Origin of the sequence: Micromonospora matsumotoense (assembly GCF_900091525.1) — a bacterium.
GTDB classification, from domain to species: Bacteria; Actinomycetota; Actinomycetes; order Mycobacteriales; family Micromonosporaceae; genus Micromonospora; species Micromonospora matsumotoensis.
This window is the reverse complement of sequence record NZ_FMCU01000004.1, coordinates 457,788-476,412: the sequence shown is the minus strand read 5'-3', so window position 1 is coordinate 476,412 and position 18,625 is coordinate 457,788. Positions and strand designations below refer to the sequence as shown.

The 18,625-nt window shown below is 73.2% G+C and carries 14 protein-coding genes; 12 read left to right on the top strand and 2 right to left on the bottom strand.

The window, feature by feature from the left end:
• Window positions 1–56 precede the first annotated feature (56 nt).
• The 12 genes from pdxR to GA0070216_RS11725 all read left to right on the top strand — a co-directional run bounded on the left by pdxR (window position 57) and on the right by GA0070216_RS11725 (window position 15,431).
• Complete coding sequence (pdxR, locus tag GA0070216_RS11780) at window positions 57–1,595, top strand: MocR-like pyridoxine biosynthesis transcription factor PdxR (protein ID WP_176738925.1); 1,539 nt, start codon at window positions 57–59, stop codon at window positions 1,593–1,595.
• A gap of 181 nt (window positions 1,596–1,776) precedes the next feature.
• Window positions 1,777–2,991: a 3-deoxy-7-phosphoheptulonate synthase gene (locus tag GA0070216_RS11775; protein ID WP_091243782.1), complete on the top strand. Its 1,215-nt coding sequence runs from the start codon at window positions 1,777–1,779 to the stop codon at window positions 2,989–2,991.
• Between the two features lie 44 nt (window positions 2,992–3,035).
• Entirely contained in the window at window positions 3,036–5,117 is a 2,082-nt protein-coding gene (pabB, locus tag GA0070216_RS11770) for an aminodeoxychorismate synthase component I (RefSeq protein ID WP_091243779.1), read from the top strand.
• The gene (locus GA0070216_RS11765; protein WP_091243776.1) at window positions 5,104–7,038 is read left to right on the top strand and encodes an FAD/NAD(P)-binding protein; all 1,935 of its coding nucleotides are present in this window, start codon (window positions 5,104–5,106) and stop codon (window positions 7,036–7,038) included. The genes pabB and GA0070216_RS11765 overlap by 14 nt, the downstream gene beginning before the upstream one ends.
• Window positions 7,035–8,465: a lyase family protein gene (locus GA0070216_RS11760; protein ID WP_091243773.1), complete on the top strand. Its 1,431-nt coding sequence runs from the start codon at window positions 7,035–7,037 to the stop codon at window positions 8,463–8,465. The genes GA0070216_RS11765 and GA0070216_RS11760 overlap by 4 nt, the downstream gene beginning before the upstream one ends.
• Entirely contained in the window at window positions 8,462–9,520 is a 1,059-nt protein-coding gene (locus GA0070216_RS11755; RefSeq protein WP_245722441.1) for a nitronate monooxygenase, read from the top strand. Before GA0070216_RS11760 ends, GA0070216_RS11755 begins: the two co-directional genes overlap by 4 nt.
• A gap of 25 nt (window positions 9,521–9,545) precedes the next feature.
• The gene (locus GA0070216_RS11750; protein ID WP_091243770.1) at window positions 9,546–9,770 is read left to right on the top strand and encodes a tautomerase family protein; all 225 of its coding nucleotides are present in this window, start codon (window positions 9,546–9,548) and stop codon (window positions 9,768–9,770) included.
• Between the two features lie 54 nt (window positions 9,771–9,824).
• Window positions 9,825–10,787, top strand: coding sequence for a cysteine synthase A (gene cysK / locus GA0070216_RS11745; protein ID WP_091244009.1), 963 nt, complete (start codon window positions 9,825–9,827; stop codon window positions 10,785–10,787).
• A gap of 28 nt (window positions 10,788–10,815) precedes the next feature.
• Entirely contained in the window at window positions 10,816–12,105 is a 1,290-nt protein-coding gene (locus GA0070216_RS11740; protein WP_091243767.1) for an ATP-grasp domain-containing protein, read from the top strand.
• Between the two features lies 1 nt (window position 12,106).
• Entirely contained in the window at window positions 12,107–13,369 is a 1,263-nt protein-coding gene (locus GA0070216_RS11735; RefSeq protein ID WP_091243764.1) for an ATP-binding protein, read from the top strand.
• Window positions 13,366–14,760, top strand: a complete 1,395-nt coding sequence (locus GA0070216_RS11730; RefSeq protein ID WP_218108173.1) for an MFS transporter — start codon at window positions 13,366–13,368, stop codon at window positions 14,758–14,760. Before GA0070216_RS11735 ends, GA0070216_RS11730 begins: the two co-directional genes overlap by 4 nt.
• On the top strand, window positions 14,760–15,431 hold the full coding sequence (locus tag GA0070216_RS11725; protein WP_091243761.1) for a TRM11 family SAM-dependent methyltransferase: 672 nt from the start codon (window positions 14,760–14,762) through the stop codon (window positions 15,429–15,431). The genes GA0070216_RS11730 and GA0070216_RS11725 overlap by 1 nt, the downstream gene beginning before the upstream one ends.
• A gap of 18 nt (window positions 15,432–15,449) precedes the next feature.
• Here GA0070216_RS11725 and GA0070216_RS11720 read toward each other — a convergent pair whose 3' ends face one another.
• Both GA0070216_RS11720 and GA0070216_RS11715 read right to left on the bottom strand, forming a co-directional pair.
• On the bottom strand, window positions 15,450–17,036 hold the full coding sequence (locus GA0070216_RS11720) for a class I adenylate-forming enzyme family protein (RefSeq protein WP_091243758.1): 1,587 nt from the start codon (window positions 17,034–17,036) through the stop codon (window positions 15,450–15,452).
• Entirely contained in the window at window positions 17,026–18,570 is a 1,545-nt protein-coding gene (locus GA0070216_RS11715) for an NAD(P)-binding domain-containing protein (protein ID WP_091243754.1), read from the bottom strand. Before GA0070216_RS11715 ends, GA0070216_RS11720 begins: the two co-directional genes overlap by 11 nt.
• Between the last annotated feature and the right edge of the window lie 55 nt (window positions 18,571–18,625).

The following is an 18,625-nucleotide window of genomic DNA, read 5'->3' as shown; positions in this document are numbered from 1 at the left end:
GTGCGGGCCGGACACGGGCAATGCCGGCCTCGCCCGATCGGGCAAGGGACAAATGCATGCCACGTGAGTCGCCCGCGCTGCCGGGAAGCGGTTTCCTCATCGACCGTCATTCATCGGCGCCGCTCTACCAACAGTTGTACGAACAGTTGCGGTGGAGCATCGAGGCGGGGCAGCTCACCCCGGGCACCCGGCTGCCGGCCACCCGCACCCTGGCCAAGGAGTTGGGCGTCTCGCGCAACACCGTGCTCGTGGCGTACGACCGGCTGCTCGCCGAGGGTTATCTCGACGGTCGGGTGGGCTCCGGTACCCGGGTGGCCACCCGACAGAGCGTCCGGGAGTTGGAGGCCAAGCTCCCCCGGGCGACCACCCAGACGCCGCTGCGCATCACCCGGGCCGCCCGCCGGATGGCGGAGGCGGCAGCGTACTTCACCCCGGCGCACGATCAGCTGCGCTACCCGGACCGGCCGTTCACCCTGGGCATGCCCGCCCTGGACCTCTTCCCGTCGAAGGTCTGGGGCCAGATCATGTTCAGCAAGTCGCACCAGCTGACGAGCGCCCTCTACACGCACCGCGATCCGGCCGGCTACTGGCCGCTGCGCAAGGGCATCGCGGCCATGCTCGGGCTCATGCGCGGGGTCCGGTGCACCCCGGAACAGGTGATCATCCAGCCGAGCGCCCAGATCGCCGTGCACGTCATGGCCCTGACCCTGCTCGAACCGGGGGAGAAGGCTCTGGTCGAGGACCCGGGCCTGCAGGCCATCCGGGGCGCCCTGCACTCCGCCGGCGCGGAGACCTGTCCGGTGCCTGTCGACGCCGAGGGCATGTGCATCGCCGTGGGCCAGGCCCGGCACCCGGACGCGCGGATGGCGGTGGTGACGCCCAACAACCAGTTCCCCCTGTCGATCCGGATGTCCGCGGCCCGGCGGGCCGAGGTGCTGGCGTGGGCCAGGGACACCGACGGCTGGATCATCGAGGACGACTACGACGGTGAGTTCTGGGCGGAGAATCCCGGCCCGCCGCTGCACCAGGCCGACGACCGTGGGCGCGTCATCTACGTCGGGACCTTCAGCAAGGTGTTGTTCCCCGGCCTGTGCCTGGCCTACCTGGTGGTGCCCCCGGATCTCGTCGACATCGTCACGGAGGTCCAACGGGCGACGGTCAACTCGCTCAACATCCTCACCCAGTCCGCGCTCGCGGAGTTCATCGAGGCCAACCACCTCGCCCGGCACGTCAGGCGGATGCGGGACGTCTACCGGGAACGCGGGGACATCCTGGTCGGCGCGCTGCGCGGCAGGCTCGGCGGTTTCGTCACGATCGACAACCCGCCCCGGGGCACCCATCTGGTCGCCAGCCTGCCCGAGGCGGCCGACGAGCAACGCCTGGCCCGGCTCGGCCGGGAAGCGCGCCTGCGGGTGTATCCGCTGTCGTCGTTCGGCGACGAACTCGAAGGGATCGGCCGGGGGCTGGTCCTCGGTTACGCGGCCACGCCACCCGAGAAGATCCTCGCCGGCGTCGACCGCCTGGCGACAGTTGTCGAGCAATTCTCCGGCCGTTCGCATCCGGGCAGTCGAACCGCATTGAGGAAGAGCGTATAAGGCGCTTCGCCGGTGCCAAAGGGCCATGTATCCAAATAGCCAGGTGCCAATCCCAGTGGTACTAGCGAGATGGCGTACATGGCCCTGTGCCAATCGTCTTCCCCGCCGATACGGTCCGTACCGGATCGCGGCGCCCTCTTCGGTGACCGGGCCGCCCCGCAGAATACAGGGGGAGACTTCCATGCCATCACCACGGCTTCTCGTACGGCGCCCCGAGGCGCCCACCACCGACAGTTGGAGCCCCGCCGGCTGGCGCTCGCTGCCCATCACGCAGCAGCCGACCTGGCCGGACCGGGACGAACTCGACGCTGTCGCCGACTACCTGTCCGGCCTGCCGGCGCTGACCGGCGTCGAGGAGATCAGGCGGCTGCGCGAGGAACTGGCCCTCGCCAGCGCGGGGCAGGCGTTCGTGCTCCAGGCCGGCGACTGCGCCGAGCCGCTCGGCCTGGCCGCCACCACCTCGGCACGGGCCAAACACCGGACCATCACCTCGCTCGGTGAGCGCCTGGCCCGTGAGCTGCACCGTCCGACCATCGGCCTGGGACGGCTCGGCGGCCAGTTCGCCAAGCCCCGCTCCGAGCCTTTCGAAGCGGTCGACGGGCAGCTGCTGCCCGTGTTCCGTGGACTGATGGTCAACGAGCCGGAGGCCACCGCGCTGGCCCGCCAGGCCGACCCGTACCGGCTGCTGTCCTGCTACTACACCGCCCGGCAGGTGGTGGCGGAGCTGTCCCGGGCCGGCGGCGGCGTGCGGACCAGCCACGAGGTGCTGATCCTCGAGTACGAGCAGGCGCTGACCCGCCTCGACGAGGCCACCGGCGAGTGGTTCCTGCGCTCCACGCACCTGCCGTGGGTGGGCGACCGCACCCGCGCGGTGGACAGCGCCCACCTGCACTTCCTGGCGGGGCTGGGCAACCCGGTCGCGGTCAAGGTCGGCCCCAGCGCCACCGTCGACGAGGTGCTGCGGATCTGCGCGCTCCTCGACCCGCACCGCCGGCCCGGCCGGCTGACCCTGATCAGCCGGATGGGCCACCGCCAGATCGCCGACCACCTGCCGGCCCTGGTGCGGGCGGTGGTCGACGCCGGGCATCCGGTCGCCTGGATGTGCGACCCCATGCACGGCAACACCGTCCGTGGCGTCGGCGGGGTGAAGACCCGCCACCTGGACGCCATCGTGGGCGAGCTGACCACCTTCGTCGAGGTGCTGCGTGGCCACGGCCGGGAGCCGGCCGGCCTGCACCTGGAGATCGCCGCGGACGACGTGACCGAGTGCGTCGGCGCGAGCGTGACCGACGAGCACCAGCTCGGCCGCGCCTACCGGTCGCTGTGCGACCCGCGGCTCAACCACGAGCAGGCCGACGCGGTCGTCGCCGCGGTCGTCGCCGCGATGCACCCCTGAACACCTGTCCCCCACACTTCGTGACCCGAGCGGAGGAGGCATCAGTGCGTACCCTGCTGGTCGACAACTACGACTCCTACACCTACAACCTGTTCCAGCTCATCGCCGTCGTCAACGGCGTCGAGCCCACCGTGGTCCGCCACGACGACCCGGCCGTGGCCACCCTGGACCTGCGTCGTTTCGACAACGTGGTGATCTCGCCCGGCCCCGGGCGACCCGACCGGGAGAAGGACTTCGGCTTCTCCGCACAGGTCATCGCGGACTCCCCGGTGCCGGTGCTCGGGGTCTGCCTCGGCCACCAGGGCATCGCCTCGGGGCACGGCGCCGCCGTCCGCTCCGCGCCCGTTCCCCGGCACGGGCACCTGGCGTCGATCAGCCACGACGGGGACGGCCTGTTCGCCGGCATCCCGCAACAGTTCACCGCGGTCCGCTACCACTCGCTGTGCGTGTCGGACCTGCCCCCGGAGCTGGTGGCGACGGCCTGGGCCGAGGACGGGGTGATCATGGGTCTGCGGCACGTCAGCCGGCCCATGTGGGGGCTCCAGTTCCACCCCGAGTCGATCTGCACCGAGTACGGGCAGACCCTGCTCGGGAACTTCCGCGACCTGACCCGGGCCCACCAGGCCCGGGAGAGCATCCAGGTGGCCGCCCCGCCGGCCATCGCCCCGCCGACGCACCGGCTGCACGTGCGCACCCTGGACTGGGAGACCGACGCCGAGCAGGCGTTCGCCCGGCTGTTCCGGGACTCGACCCACGCCTTCTGGCTCGACAGCGCCCGGGTCGAGGAGGGGCTGTCCCGCTTCTCCTATCTCGGCGACGCCTCCGGGCCGCTGTCCGAGGTGGTCCGCTACGACGTCGGCGTCGGCGAGGTCGAGGTCGCCGTGGCGGCCGGGACGCCGACGCGGGTGCCCGGCACCATCCTGTCCTACCTCCAGCAGCGGCTGGCCGGGATCCACCTCGACTCGTCGGCGCTGCCGACCGACCTCACCTGCGGCTACGTCGGCTACTTCGGTTACGAGCTGAAGGGTGACCTCGGCTCGCCCGTGCCGCACCGTGCCGACACCCCGGACGCCTACTGGATCTTCGCGGACCGGTTCGTGGCCGTCGACCACCGGGACCGGCAGACCTACCTGGTCGCGCTCTCCGACGGCGACGAGAGCAGCGACGACGCGGCACAGGACTGGCTCGACACCGTCGCCGACCAGCTCACCGCCATCCCCGAGGCGGGACGACTCACCCCGCTCACCCCACCGCCGGTGGACACCAGCTCGCTCGTCGCGGCGCTGGAGCGGGACCGGGAGCAGTACCTGGCCGACATCGCCGCCTGCAAGCGGGAGCTGGTCGCGGGGGAGAGCTACGAGATCTGCCTGACCAACTCGTTGCTGCTGCCCCGCCCCCGGGACGGGTTCGCCTTCTACCGGGCCATGCGCCGGTACAACCCGGCGCCCTACTCGGCCTACCTGCGGCTGGGTGACATCGAGGTGGCCTGCTCCTCCCCGGAACGCTTCCTGCGGCTGACCGCCGACCGGGTCGTGGAGACCAAGCCGATCAAGGGGACCGCTCCCCGGCACCCGGACCCGACGGTCGACGCGGCGCTGCGCGACGAGCTGACCACCAGCGACAAGACCCGCGCCGAGAACCTGATGATCGTCGACCTGCTCCGCAACGACCTCGGCCGGGTGTGCGAGGTCGGCAGCGTCACCGTGCCCAAGCTGATGCAGACCGAGTCGTACGCGAGCGTGCACCAGCTCGTCTCGACGATCCGGGGCCGGCTGCGGGCGGAGTCCGGCGCCGTCGACTGCATCGAGGCGTGCTTCCCCGGCGGGTCGATGACCGGGGCGCCGAAGCTGCGGACGCTGGAGATCATCGACGGGCTGGAGACCACGGCCCGGGGCATCTACTCCGGCTCGCTGGGCTTCCTCAGCTGCAACGGCACGGCGGACCTGAACATCGTGATCCGCACGGCGGTCCTGTCCGGCTACGGAATGCGGGTCGGCGCCGGCGGGGCCATCATTCTCGACTCCGACCCGGAGGGGGAGTTCGACGAGATGCTGCTGAAGGCCGCCGCCCCGTTGCGCGCGCTGCTCAGCGGCGGCTACCAGGAGGACGTCGATGTCTACCAGTGATCCCCTCGCGGTGTGCGTCGTCGGTATGGGGCCGCGTGGGCTGTGCGTGCTGGAGCGCCTGGTCACCAACGCCGCCGCCGACCCCGACCGGCCGGTACGCATCGACGTCGTCGACCCGTACCCGCCGGGGGCGGGACGGGTGTGGCGGGCCGACCAGTCCGACCGGCTGCTGATGAACACCGTGGCGTCCCAGGTGACCGTGTTCACCGATCCGACCGTGGAGCTGGCCGGCCAGTTGCGGGAGGGCCCGAGCCTCTACGAGTGGGCCCGCTTCCAGGTGCTGATGGGCGACCTCGACCAGTTCCCGTCCGACGTCGCCGAGGAGCTGCGCGGGGTGGGGCCCGACACCTACTCCACCCGCCGTTTGTTCGGCCACTACCTGACCTGGGTCTACCGGCGGGTGGTCACCACGGCACCGGCGAACGTCAGCATCCACGCCCACGCCACGGTCGCGGTCGCGGTGTGGGACGAGTCCGACGGCCGGCAGTGTGTGCAGTTGCAGACCGGCGACCGGCTGCCCGGCCTGGACGCGGTGGTGCTGGCGCAGGGCCACTTCCCGGTCACCCCGACCGTGCCGGAGCAGACGCTGGCCGCCTTCGCCGTCGAGCGGGGACTGACCTACATTCTGCCGGCCAACCCGGCGGACGTGGACCTGTCGATGGTGCGCCCCGGCGAACCCACCCTGCTGCGTGGGCTGGGGCTCTGCTTCTTCGACTACCTGGCCCTGCTCACCGAGGGACGCGCCGGCCGCTACGTCCGGGGCGACGACGGCCGGCTGACCTACCTGCCGTCCGGGTTGGAGCCGCAGTTGCTGGCCGGGTCCCGTCGCGGGATCCCGTACCGGGCGCGGGGCCGCAACGAGAAGGGCGCGCACGGGCGGCACGAGCCGCGCGTGCTCACCGTGGAGCTGGTCGAGCGGCTCCGTACGGCTGCGGACGCGACGCCGCTGGACTTCATGGCCGACCTGTGGCCGCTGATCGCCAAGGAGGTGGAGACGGTCTACTACGTGGCCGTGCTGCGCCGGGGCGGCTGCCGGGGCAAGGCGCGACGCTTCGAGGCCGAGTATCTCGACGTGCCCCGGGGCGACGAGCGGGAGGAGCAGATCCGGCAGCGCTACGGCATCACCGAACGGTGGGACTGGGACGCGGTGCTGGACCCGGCCCGGGACGAGACGTTCACCGAGCCGGCGGCGTTGCAGGAGTGGATGCTGCGTTACCTGGAGCAGGACGCCGACACGGCCCAGGAGGGCAACGTCAGCGGCCCGCTCAAGGCGGCCATGGACGTCCTGCGCGACCTGCGCAACGAGGTACGCCTCGCCGTCGACCACGGCGGCCTGCGGGGCAGCTCGCACCGGCGCCACCTGGACAACTGGTACACCCCGATGAACGCCTTCCTCAGCATCGGACCGCCGGCCCACCGGGTCGAGCAGTTGGCCGCGCTCATCCGCGCCGGGGTGCTCCGGGTCGTCGGGGCCGAGATGCGGGTGTCGCCGTACCCCGAGCAGGGCGGGTTCCTCGTGGAGTCCCCCCGGACGCCGGGGACCCGGGACGTGGTGACCGCCATGATCGAGGCGCGGTTGCCGGAGGTCGACCTGCGTCGCACCGCCGACCCGTTGCTCGGCTGGATGCTCGCGCACCGGTCCTGCACCCCGCACGTGGTCGCCGATCAGGGGGCGGAGCCCCACGTCACCGGCGGACTGGCCGTCACCGGCCGGCCGTTCCACCCGGTGACGGCGGCCGGCGAACGACACGCCCGCCGGTTCGTCTTCGGGGTGCCCACCGAGGGCACACACTGGGCGACCGCAGCCGGGGCGCGTCCGGGCGTCAACTCGGTGATGCTCGGCGACGCGGACGCGATCAGCCTGTCGGTGCTCGCCCTCACCGTGCGGGCGGCCACCACGACGGGAGCGGTGACGACATGACCGAAGGCTTCGACCACGGGCTGCTCAGTCCGAGCAGCGCCGACCGGGCCATCGAGCACGCCGTACGGGACCGGGCGGTCCTGCAGGCGATGCTCGACGCCGAGGCCGCCCTGGTGCGGGCCCAGGCCCGGCTGGGGGTGGTGCCGCAGGAGCACGCGGACACCATCACCGCCGTCGCCGACGCGCGCCGGCTCGACCTGGCCGCCGTCGCCCGCCGGGCGACCGAGACGGCGAACCCGGTGGTCGCGGTGGTCGCCGCGCTCACCGACCTGGTCACGGCGCTGGACCCGGCCGCCGCGGAGTACGTGCACCGCGGCTCCACCAGCCAGGACATCCTGGACACCGCCCTGATCCTGGTGGCGGAACGGGCGCTGCGGGTCGTCGACGCGGACCTGGCGGCCACCGCCGACGCCCTCGCCGCCCTCGCGGACCGGCACCGGGGCACCCCGTTGGCGGGGCGGACCCTGACCCAGCACGCCGTGCCGACCACGTTCGGTCTGAAGGCGGCGACCTGGCTCTCCGGTGTGCTCGACGCCCGGCAGGCGGTCCACGCCCTGCTGGCGGAGGGGTTGCCGGTGCAGCTGGGCGGGGCCGCCGGCACCCTCGGCGGTTACCTGGAGTTCGCCCGGCTGGCCGGGAACACCGACGACGCCTACGTCGAGAAGCTGATCCACGCCTTCGCCGCCGAACTGTCCCTGGCCGAGCCGCACGCACCGTGGCACACCGTGCGTACGCCCCTGCACGCCGTCGCGGGCGCGTTGAGTCTCACCACCGGTGTGCTCGGCGCGATGGCGGCGGACGTGCAGGTCATGACGCGTACCGAGATCGGGGAGCTGGCGGAGCCGACCGGCCCGGGGCGCGGGGTGTCCTCCGCGATGCCGCACAAACGCAACCCGGTGCTGGCGACCCGGATCCGGGCGGCGGCAGCGCAGTTGCCGCTGCTCGCCGCGACCGTCGCGCACTGCCTCGTCGCCGAGGACGAACGCCCCGGTGGCGCCTGGCACGCGGAGTGGCAGCCGTTCCGGGAGGCGTTGCGGCTGGCCGGCGGTGCCGCCGACGCGGCGGCCGAGTTGGCCGGGGGCCTGACGGTGTTTCCCGACCGGATGCGCGCCAACCTCGACCTCGCCGGGGAGTTCATGGCCTCGGAGCGGTTGGCCGTCCGGCTCGCCCCGCTGCTGGGCAGGGTCGAGGCGAAGGAGTTGCTGACCGCCCTGACCGGCCGGGCCATCGAGACCGGGCAGCCGTTACGCGACCTGGTCGCGGCCGACCCCCGGGTCACCGCCGTCCTCGACCCGGGGGAGGTCGCCGGCCTGCTCGATCCGGCCCGCTATGTCGGCGCCGCCGACCTGCTGGTGGACCGCATCCTGCACCGGCACCGCGCGTTCGGCGTGCGGTCGGCGGCACCGGCCGAGGGCCGGCGGCCGTGAGCCGGCCGGGTCCGCTGGCGCGTGCGGTGATCGGCGCGCCGATGGCGGGGGGCGTCAGCACACCCGCTCTCGTCGCGGCGGTCAGCGACGCCGGGGGGCTCGGTTTCCTGGCCGCCGGCTACCTGCGCCCGGCGGACCTGGCCGGCGACATCGACCGGGTCCGCCGGGCCACGACGGGCCCGTTCGGCGTCAACGTGTTCGTGCCGGAGTCCCGGCCGGCGGACCTGGCCGCCGTCGACCGGTTCCGGCAGGCGCTGCTGCCGCAGGCCGCCCGCTGGGGGGTGACCCTGCCCGACCCGCCCGAGTGGGACACCGACCATTTCGCCGAGAAGATCGAGGTGGTGCTCGCCGCCCGGGTGCCGGTGGTCAGCTTCACCTTCGGCTGCCCGCCCCGGGCGGTCGTGGACCGGCTGCACACCCACGGGTCGCAGGTGGTGGTCACCGTCACCGACGTCGCGGAGGCGCAGTTGGCCGTCGCCGCGGGCGCCGACGCGCTCTGCGTGCAGAGTTCCCGGGCCGGCGGGCACCGGGCGAGTTTCACCCCCGACGTCCGCCCCGACCCGCAGCCGGACACGGCCGAGCTGGTCGGGGCGGTCCGGCGGGCCGTCGCGGTGCCGCTGATCGCCGCCGGGGGCATCACCGGGCCGGCGGAGATCGACGCGGTGGTCGCGGCCGGCGCGTCGGCGGTGCAGGTCGGCACCGCGCTGCTGCTGACCCCGCAGGCGGGCACCCACCCGGTGCACCGGGCCGCGCTGACCGATCCCGGCCGGGCCGGCACGGTCGTCACCCGGGCCTTCTCGGGGCGACCGGCCCGGGGCCTGCGCAACCGCTTCATCGACGCCTTCGACACGCTGGCCCCCGCCGCGTACCCGCAGGTGCACCACCTGACCCGGCCGCTGCGGGTGGCGGCGGCGGCGCGCGGCGACGCCGAGCAGATGGCGCTCTGGGCCGGGGTGGGACACCACCTCGCCCGGCCGGAGCCCGCCGGGCAGGTAGTCACCCGCCTCGCCGCCGCCGTGGCCGCCGCGACCCCGCTACGCCCCGCATCCCACTGACAGTCGTACCCCCCAGGAGGACCCGATGCCGCACATCAACATCAAGTTCTTTCCGGTCGCCCTGCACCGGGACACCGAGCAGCAACTGGTCGACGAGTTGACCGAGGCGGTCACCGCGGCGTTCGGGTGCAGCCCGAACGTGGTGTCCATCGCCCTGGAACCGGTGGAGGAACAGCGCTGGCAGGCGCAGGTCTACCAGCCGGAGATCGTCGAGCGGGGACACCTGCTGCGCAAGCTGCCGAACTACTGACGTCGTCGCGGCGACGGACAACCGGACCCGGTCCCTCAGGAGGTGGACACCGCCATGGCGCAGCCGACCCGTACCCTCGCACCGCAGCCGTTACCCGGCATCGCCGACGGCATCGACGACCTCGTCGGCAACACGCCGCTGCTGCGGCTGCCCGTCGCGCACCGGGCGCCCGGCGTCGACGTGGTGGCGAAGCTGGAATGCGCGAATCCGGCCGCCAGCGTGAAGGACCGCGCGGCGCTCTACATGCTCCGCACGGCGGAGGCCGACGGACGGCTGCGGCCCGGCGGTGTCGTCGTGGAGGCGACCTCGGGCAACACCGGCATCGCGCTGGCCGCCCTGTGCGCGGCGCGCGGTCACCGCTGCATCATCGTGTTGCCGGACAACGCCACCCCGGAGCGGATCGGCCTGCTGCGGCGGTTCGGCGCCGACGTGGTGCTGACCCCGCGTGAGGCGCGCTACCAGGGCGCCGTGGACAAGGCCGAGGAGATCTGCGCGATGACCCCGGGCGCGTGGTTCGTCCGGCAGCACGACAACGACGACAACCCCCGGGCCCACCGGGAGACGACCGGCCCGGAGATCTGGGCCGACACCGGCGGCCGGGTCGACGTCCTGGTCTGCGGGGTCGGCACCGGCGGCACGCTGAGCGGGACCGCCGGATACCTCAAGGAGCGCAACCCGGCGCTGCGGGCGATCGCGGTCGAGCCGCTGGGCTCGCCGCTGCTGTCCGGGGGTGTGCCCGGCACCCACGCCATCCCCGGTTTCAACGGCGGGTTCATCGCCCCCACCACCGACCTCGACCTCATCGACGAGGTCGTCACCGTCAGCGACGACGAGGCGGCCGAGACGAGCCGCTGGCTGGCCCGGCGCGTCGGGGTCCTCGCCGGGGTGTCCTCCGGGGCGGCGACCCACGTCGCGCTGCGGGTGGCCCGTCGGCGCGACAGCGTCGACAAGCGGATCGTGGTCATCCTGCCGGACACCGGGGAGCGCTACCTCAGCATGTGGTCGGAGCGTCCGTGAGACGCCGGAGGATTGGAGAGGAAACCCCGTGAGGACACTGCTTCTCGTCGGTGGCGTCGACGACACTCTCGTCGCGGCGAAGGAACTCGGTCTGCGGGTGCTCCTGCTCCAGCACCCCACCAAGATCACAAATCGTCAGCGGGAGTTGGCCGACGTCGTGGAGGTGTTGGACTACACCGACTGGACACTGACGGCACCGGTGGTGACCCGGCTGCACCAGCAGTGGCGCATCGACCAGGTGGTGTCGCTGACCGAGCCGGGCCTGGACATCGCGGCCCGCTCCCGTGACCTGCTCGGCCTCGGCGGCACCACGTACCCGGTGTCCCGCCGGTTCCGCGACAAGCTGGCCATGCGCCGCCACCTGGTACGCCGGGACGCCGACGCGGTCGCGGCGACGCCGCTGCACGACTTCGACGACCTGCGGGCCTTCGGCGCCCGGCACGGATACCCGTTCGTGGTGAAGCCGACCGCCGCCACCGCCAGCATCGGGGTGTTCCGGGTCGACGACCCGTCGGGGCACGAACACGTGTGGGAGCAGGTGTGCCGGTTGCGGGGGACCCGCACCGACCGGGTGTCGACCCTGCTGGTGCTCGACGACTTCCTGATGGAGGAGTACGTCCACGGCCGGGAGTTCAGCGTCGAGACGTTCAGCTTCGCCGGTCGGCACGTGGTCGTCACCATCACCGAGAAGATGACCGACCCGGGCCACTTCGCCGAACTCGGCCACGCCGTGCCGGCCCGACTGACCGAGGACGCCTGGGACCGGGTCGGCGAGTGCGTCGGCACCCTCCTGGACCACCTGGAGTTCACCGACGGCCCCTGCCACACCGAGGTCCGCCTCAGCGGCACCCGGGCCCGCATCATCGAGAGTCACCACCGTTACGGCGGGGACGCGATCCCCGAACTGGTGCGCGCGGTGTACGGCATCGACCTGGACCGGCTTGCCGTCGGCTGGCCGTTCGGCCTGGTCGACCCGCTGCCGGACAGCCCCGCGCCCCGGGGCGGCGGCTGCGTACGGGCCGTCGTCGGGACGCCCGGTCGGGTGCTGTCCGTCGACGGGGTCGAGGAGGCGCTGCGCCAGCCGGACGTCCTGGCGGTGCGGATCAGCGCCCGCCCCGGCGACGAGGTGCGCCCCCTGCGGGACAACTGGGACCGGCTCGGACTGGTCGCCGTCACCGGGCCCACCGCCACCGCCGCCGCCGTCCGGGGCGCCCAGGTCATCGACGAGTTCATCCGGATCCGGATCGCCGACGACCGGGGTGAGGTGCGGCTCGCCCGGGCCGCCGAGATCGCCGAGGTGTCCGGGGTGGTGGGCTGACATGAGCGTGCTCATCCTGCACCGCAATCCGTTGGAGCCGTTCCCCTACCGGGACTGGCTCGCCGACCACGACCAGCCGGTGGTGGTGCTCGCCGCCCGCGACAAGATCGAGTCCTTCGGTGAGCAGGTGCCGCGTGACACCCTGGGCCTGGCCCACCTGGAGGTGCTCGACCACTACGACCGGGACGTGGCGGACCGGGCCACCGCGCTCGCCGCGAGCTACCGGCCCCGGCACGTCGTCGCCCTGCACGAGGCGGACCTGGAACTCGCCGCCGAGCTGCGGGTGCGCTGGGGGCTGCCCGGTCCCCGACCCGCCGACATCCGGCCGTTCCGCGACAAACTGCTGATGAAGCAGCGGGCGGTGGCCGCCGGCATCGAGGTGGCCCCGCACGCCCCGGCGGCCACGGCGGCGCAGGTGTGGGCCTTCGCGGCCGACCACGGTTACCCGGTCGTGCTCAAGCACCGGGCCGGCTACAACTCCATCGGCCTGCGCATCGCCCGGTCACCCGACGCCCTCCGGTCCCACCTGGACGAGCTGTACGGTGGCGGCAGCCGCGACGACCTCATCGTCGAGCAGTTCGTGCCCGGCCGGATGTGCCACGTCGACGGGTTCGTCCGGGCCGGTCGGACGGCGCTGGCCTGGCCCTCGCAGTATCAGTACGACCTCGCCTCCTTCGGCAGCGATCCCGGCCCGCGCATCGATGTGACCCTCGACCCGGACGACCCGCTCACCGGGCGGCTGCTCGACCTCGTCGACCGGGTGCTGGCCGCCCTCACCCGCCGCCCCGGCCAGCTCACCGACCACGCCTTCCACGCCGAGGTGTTCCACACCCCCGACGACCGGTTGGTGCTCTGCGAGATCGCCTGTCGCAGCGGCGGGGCGAAGATCCGTGAGGTGTTCGAGGTGATGTTCGACGTCAACCTGGCGGAGGCGGAGCTGCGTACCCAGCTCGGGTTGCCCGTCCCGGCCGTCGACCGGCTCCCCGGCGACGTCCGCCCGCACCCCCGCAGCATGTCCGGTCAGCTGCTGATGATGAAGCGCCCCGGGCTCGTCCGCGCGGTGCCCACCCCGCCGACCGAGCCCTGGGTCCGCCGGTTCTGGTGCTGGGCCCGACCCGGGCAGGTGATCCCACCGGCCGCCGGGTCGGCCGACTTCCTCACCGCCGCCGTCGCCGCCGCCCCGACCCGGGGCGAGTGTGAGGCGCGGCTGCGTCGGCTCGGCGACCGGGTCGCCGGGCAGATCCAGATCGCGGAGGCGTCGTGACGACCCGGGGAGTCCAGGCCCGGTACATGGCCGCGATGGTGATCGACGCCACCGGCAGCGGCATGTACCTGCCGCTGTCGCTCATCTACTTCCAGCACAGCACCGGCCTGTCCGTGGGGCGGGTCGGCGCGATCGTGAGCGCGGCGGCGGTGCTCGGCCTGATCGCGAACCCCCTCACCGGAGTGCTCGTCGACCGGTTCGGCGCGCGGGCCGTGGTGGTGGGCGGCTACCTGGTCCGGGCCGCCGCCTTCGCCTGCTACCCCCTGGTCGACTCGGCGGGGCCGCTGTTCCTGGCCGTGCTGGTGGTGGCGTTCGGTGACGTGTCCTTCTCCCCGTCGGTGCACTCGCTGGTCGCCGAGATCGCCAGCGGCAGCGCCCGGGACAAACTGATCGCCGCCCAACGGAGCCTGCGTAACGCCGGGCTCGGCGCGGGTGGCCTGCTCGCCGGGGCCGCCCTCACCGTCCGGGCCGACCTGGCGTTCACCGTGATCGTGCTGACCGGGGCGGTCGCCTTCACCGTCGCGGCCGGGCTGATCCGCGCGATCCCGGTCCAGGCCCACCGGCGCGATGCCACCGCCCCGGCCACGGCGGCGCAGCGGGGCTACCGGCTGGTGGCGCGCAACCGGCCGTTCCTCGCCCTGACGCTGCTCAACGTGCCCACCGCGTTCGGCTACATGGTGTTGTCGGTGAGCCTGCCCGTCTATGTGACCCTGCACCTGGGTCAGCCGCCCGCGCTCGTGGGGGCCCTCTATGCCGTGAACACCATCGGCATCGCGGTGGCGCAGATCCCCGTCACCCGGGCGTTGACCCGGTTCCGCCGGTCCCGGGCCGTGGCGGCCGGGGCCGGCATCTTCGGGCTGTCGTTCGTGTCGTTCGCGGTGCTGGGGGCGACGTCCGGCGGGGCGGTCCTGCTGGCCGGCGTCTTCGCCGCGACCGGGCTGTTCACCGTCGGGGAACTCCTGCACGGGGCGACCGCGTCCGCGCTGGTGGTCAACGCCGCCCCCGCGCAGACGCGGGGCCGGCACCTGGCCGTCTACCAGCTGTCCTGGGCGGTGCCGGGCGCGTTGGCCCCGGCGGTGCTGACCGCGCTGCTGTCCCTGTCGCCGACCGGAATGTGGCTGGTGCTGGCGGTGGGTGTGGTGGTCGCCGCCGTCGGCGTGCTGCGCCTCGAACCCCACCTGCCGCCGGAGGCGCTGCGACCGCAGCCGGCACCGGACACGTCGGGAACGACCCCGCCGGCCTTCACAGTCACCGGTCCCGACGCCGGCCCCGCCAGCACCGACCCCGACGCCGGCCCCGCCAGCACCGACCCCGACGGCGGCCCGGCCGCCACCGACCCCGACGGCGGCCCCGCCGCCATCCACCTCGTACGAGTCAGGGAGAAGAACTGATGGGAGTTGCCAGCTGGGTGGTGCTCACCGGCGACGATCCGCGGCACGCGCCACCGGCAGCCGCCGGGCAGTGTGGCTGGGTGAGTCAGATCGCGCCCCTGATCACCGAGTTCACCCGCCCGGGGGACCTGGTGTTCGACCCGTTCGCCGGGTGGGGGACCAGCCTGGTGGCGGCCTCGGTCACCGGCCGGCGGGGCATCGGGTTGGAGATCTCGCCGGACCGGGCCAAGCAGGCGTCGCGCCGCCTGGAGGCGTACCCCGACCAGGTCATGATCTGTGGTGACGCCCGACGGCCCCCGGTGCCCGACCGCAGCGTCGACTTCCTTGTCACCGACCTGCCCTACTTCGGCACCGCGCTCGACGCCGACTCCCCGGTCGACGGTCAGCTCTATGCGGTCCGGGACTACTCCGCCTACCTGACCGCCCTGGACCACGCCTTCCACGCGCTGGCCCGGGTGCTGAAGCGGGGCGCCTACGCGGTCGTCGCGGTGCAGAACCGGCGGGTCGCCGACCGGTTCGTGCCGTTGGCGTGGGATGTCGGCCGGGTGCTCGGCGGTCACCTCACCCTCGGCGACGAACGCATCCACCTGTACCCGCGTCCGGTCAGCGAGGGGGACCCGCTGGTCAACAACCGGGCCCACGAGTACCTGCTCGTCGCGCAGAAACGGTAGCCGGCGGGCCTGGGCGGCTCAGCCGCCGGTGGCCATGCCCAGGGCGGGCTTGTCCGGCTTGCCGCTCGGTCCGACCGGGACCCGGGCGATCACCTCGACGGTCTTCGGGGCGGCGGCCGCACCCAGGGCCGCTGCGACCCGGGCGCGGAGCCGTCCGGCATCCGGCGACTGCCTGGCGGCCGGCACCACGTACGCGTGCACCGCCTCGCCGGTGGCGTCGTCGGGGCGGCTGACGACGTACGCCTCGGCGACCGAGGGGTCGGTGGCGAGCACCCGTTCGATCGGGCCGGCGTACACCAGGTTGGCGTTGACGATGATGACGTCCCGGACCCGGCCGGACAGGTGCAGGTAGCCGTCGGCGTCCCGCCGGGCCAGGTCGCGGGTGCGGACCCACCCGTCGGCGAACACCTCGGCGGTCTCGGCCGGGTCCGCCCAGTAGGCGGTGGCCTGCGCCGGGGTCCGGACGAAGAGTTCACCCTCGGTGGCCGGCCGGCCGGCGGTGTCCCGGATGGACAGGTCGACCACCTCGGGCGCGCGCCCGACCGAGGCGAGCCGGCCCGGGTCGGCCAGCAGTTCGGCCGGGGTGACCATCGAGATCATGCCGGTCTCGGTCTGCCCGTAGCCGTGGAAGACCACCGGCCCGAGCACGTCGAGCGCCTCGGCGAGCCGGGACGCGGTGAGCGGGGAACCGGACACCAGCAGCGCCCGCAGGCTGCTCAGGTCGACCGGGTCGGTGCGCTGGTCGCGGACGAGCTGGTGCAGCTTGCCGACGGTGATCACACTCGCGGTGGCCCGGTGTCGGGCGATCATGCCGGGGAAGCCCGGCGGGCGGGCGGCGACCAGGGTGCCGCCCGCGGCGAGGGTGAGGATGCCGTACTCCAGCATCACCTGGCTGCTCAGCGAGCCGAAGACCAGGTAGCGGCCCAGCCGGGGCGCGAGGTCGGCGATCGCCGCCGGCCACCGGTCGGGGTACGGTGCCCAGGCCGCGCCCATCGCCGCGTACGTCTGGGCGCAGCCCTTGGGGTTGCCGGTGCTGCCGCTGGTCCAGGTGATCCGGGCGATGTCACCGGGCCGGCCGGCGGCGACCAGCGGGACGCCGTCGTCGGCGGTCCGCGCCAGCGCGGCCAGCCGGGTGTCGTCGACGAGCAGCGCGTCGTCGCTGGCGAGCAGCCGGTCGAGTTGCGCCGGGGTCAGCTCGGGCCGGATACCGGAGACCCGGGCACCGACGGTGAACGCCGCGAGGACGCCGGCGAGCGCCTCCGGGGTGACCCCGATCCGCAACGCCACCCCGCTGCCCGGCCCGATGCCGGCGGCCCGCAGCCCGGCGGCGACCCGCCGCACCAGCTCCGCCAGTTCGGCCGCGCCGACGACCCGGTCACCGTCCTCGAAGACCGGCCGGTCGCCGCCGGTGGTGAGCAACCGCAGCACGGGCTGCGGCCACCGCTCACCACCGGCGGCGAGCCCGCCGGCCCCGGGCCGGCCGCGGTCCGCCGACCCGCGACCGGCCCGGTCGTGCCCGCCGTGGTGGCCGGGCTCCGTCGCGCGGCGGTCGGCGTGGTCGTGCTCCGCCGCGCGACGGTCGTCGTTGTCGTGCTCAGCCGGCATCGGACAGGACGCCCTTGAGGAACAGCGCCAGGGGTTGCTGGTGCACGCCGGGGAGGTCCCAGTTGTTCTCCAGGTTCTCCGCGAGGTGGTGGGTGGCGACCACCCGGCCGCCCCGGTGCACCCGGACGACGGGGTGCAGGTAACTGGCGTCGTGGGCGCGTTCGGCGTCGTTCTCGGCGATCCGGGGGATGGTGATGTCGAACGGATCGACCTGGTCGTGGTCCGGGCCGTACTCCAGGGTGGTCACCAGGGCGAACGGCTCGGGGCCCAGGCCACCGTCGTGCAGGTAGGCGACCGGCACCTCCTCGTGGTAGCGCGCGGTGCCGTCGGCGATGACCACGACGTCGCCGAGGACGCCGAACTGCTGCCACAGCGCCGAGGTCCGGTTGATCCGGGCGATGACCGCGTCGGTGATCGCCTCGGGGGTGGCGTCCAGCGTGGTGGACGGCCACGGCGTGCCGTGGTGCCGGGCGTCGAGCATCCGGTGCAGGGCGCGGACGCCGTACCGGAAGCCGTGGATGAAGCCGTTCGTCGAGCGCTTGAAGTCGCGCTGCTGGGTGAGGGTGCCGGCGAAGTACAGGCCGGGCACGTTCACCGACTCGTAGCCGGAGGTCTGCTCGGGAAAGCGGTCGTTGATGACCAGCCGGGGCCGGGCCGACGGGTCGAAGATGCTCGCGTCGAACCGGAAACCGGTGCAGAGGATGACCCGGTCGTAGTCGAGTTGCCGGATCGACTCACTGGTCCGGGCGTACCGGAAGTCGATCCGGTAGCCGCCGTCGTCGCGTCGGGCGATCCGCTCGACGGTGCCGTCGAGCACCGCGTTCTGCGACTTGAGCTGGTAGGTGTCGAGGAAGTTGTTGTTCACCGCGCGCAGGTGCCCGACGTAGTGGGTCTGCCAGGCCAGCCGGATCGAGTGCGGGCCGGCGACGTGGATGACCGCGGCGGTCTCGACCAGGGCGTCGGCGGTCTCGAAGGCCGAGTTGCCCTTGCCGATGATGAGGACCCGCTGGTTGGTGAAGTCCTCCGGGTCGACGCTGACGGTGTCGTAGCGTTCGGCGAGGTCGACGCCGTCGATCGGGGGGACGTACAGCTGGGAGACGCCGGTGGCGACGACGACCCGGCGGGCGGTCAGGGTGTCGCCGTCGGTCTCGACGGTGAACAGGTCGCCGTCGCGGGCGATCCGGGTGACCCGGGTGTCGTACCGGACCCGCAGCCCCTCGGCGAACGCGGCGAGGTAGCGCACCAGGTCGGCCGCGTCCGGGAAGTAGCGTCGGCTGAAGTTGCCGAACAGCAGCGCCGGGTCGTCGGTGAGCAGCGAGTTCCAGTCGGAGCGCAGATTGAACTCCGGATCGTCGGAACCGGTCCAGACCTTGTTGATCGAGATCAGTTGCCGGTGCCGGGGATAGCGGGTGAAGAACGTCCCCGGCTCCGGTCCAGCCTCCAGCACCAGATGGTCGCGGCCGTCGCGCTCCAGCAGGGCGGCGAGTTGGAGCCCGGCCGGCCCGGCTCCGATGATCAGGTAGTCGAGCGTCATGCGGCGCACCGTATCGGCCCGATTTCAAAGCGTTCTGAGATTTCGTCTCTAGGGT

Bases quoted from the DNA above. Each gene is read 5' to 3' on its own strand.
- pdxR (WP_176738925.1), top strand. From the start codon at position 57: ATGCCACGTGAGTCGCCCGCGCTGCCGGGAAGCGGTTTCCTCATCGAC.
- GA0070216_RS11775 (WP_091243782.1), top strand. From the start codon at position 1,777: ATGCCATCACCACGGCTTCTCGTACGGCGCCCCGAGGCGCCCACCACC.
- GA0070216_RS11765 (WP_091243776.1), top strand. From the start codon at position 5,104: ATGTCTACCAGTGATCCCCTCGCGGTGTGCGTCGTCGGTATGGGGCCG.
- GA0070216_RS11760 (WP_091243773.1), top strand. From the start codon at position 7,035: ATGACCGAAGGCTTCGACCACGGGCTGCTCAGTCCGAGCAGCGCCGAC.
- GA0070216_RS11750 (WP_091243770.1), top strand. From the start codon at position 9,546: ATGCCGCACATCAACATCAAGTTCTTTCCGGTCGCCCTGCACCGGGAC.
- cysK (WP_091244009.1), top strand. From the start codon at position 9,825: ATGGCGCAGCCGACCCGTACCCTCGCACCGCAGCCGTTACCCGGCATC.
- GA0070216_RS11735 (WP_091243764.1), top strand. From the start codon at position 12,107: ATGAGCGTGCTCATCCTGCACCGCAATCCGTTGGAGCCGTTCCCCTAC.
- GA0070216_RS11725 (WP_091243761.1), top strand. From the start codon at position 14,760: ATGGGAGTTGCCAGCTGGGTGGTGCTCACCGGCGACGATCCGCGGCAC.
- GA0070216_RS11720 (WP_091243758.1), bottom strand. From the start codon at position 17,036: ATGCCGGCTGAGCACGACAACGACGACCGTCGCGCGGCGGAGCACGAC.
- GA0070216_RS11715 (WP_091243754.1), bottom strand. From the start codon at position 18,570: ATGACGCTCGACTACCTGATCATCGGAGCCGGGCCGGCCGGGCTCCAA.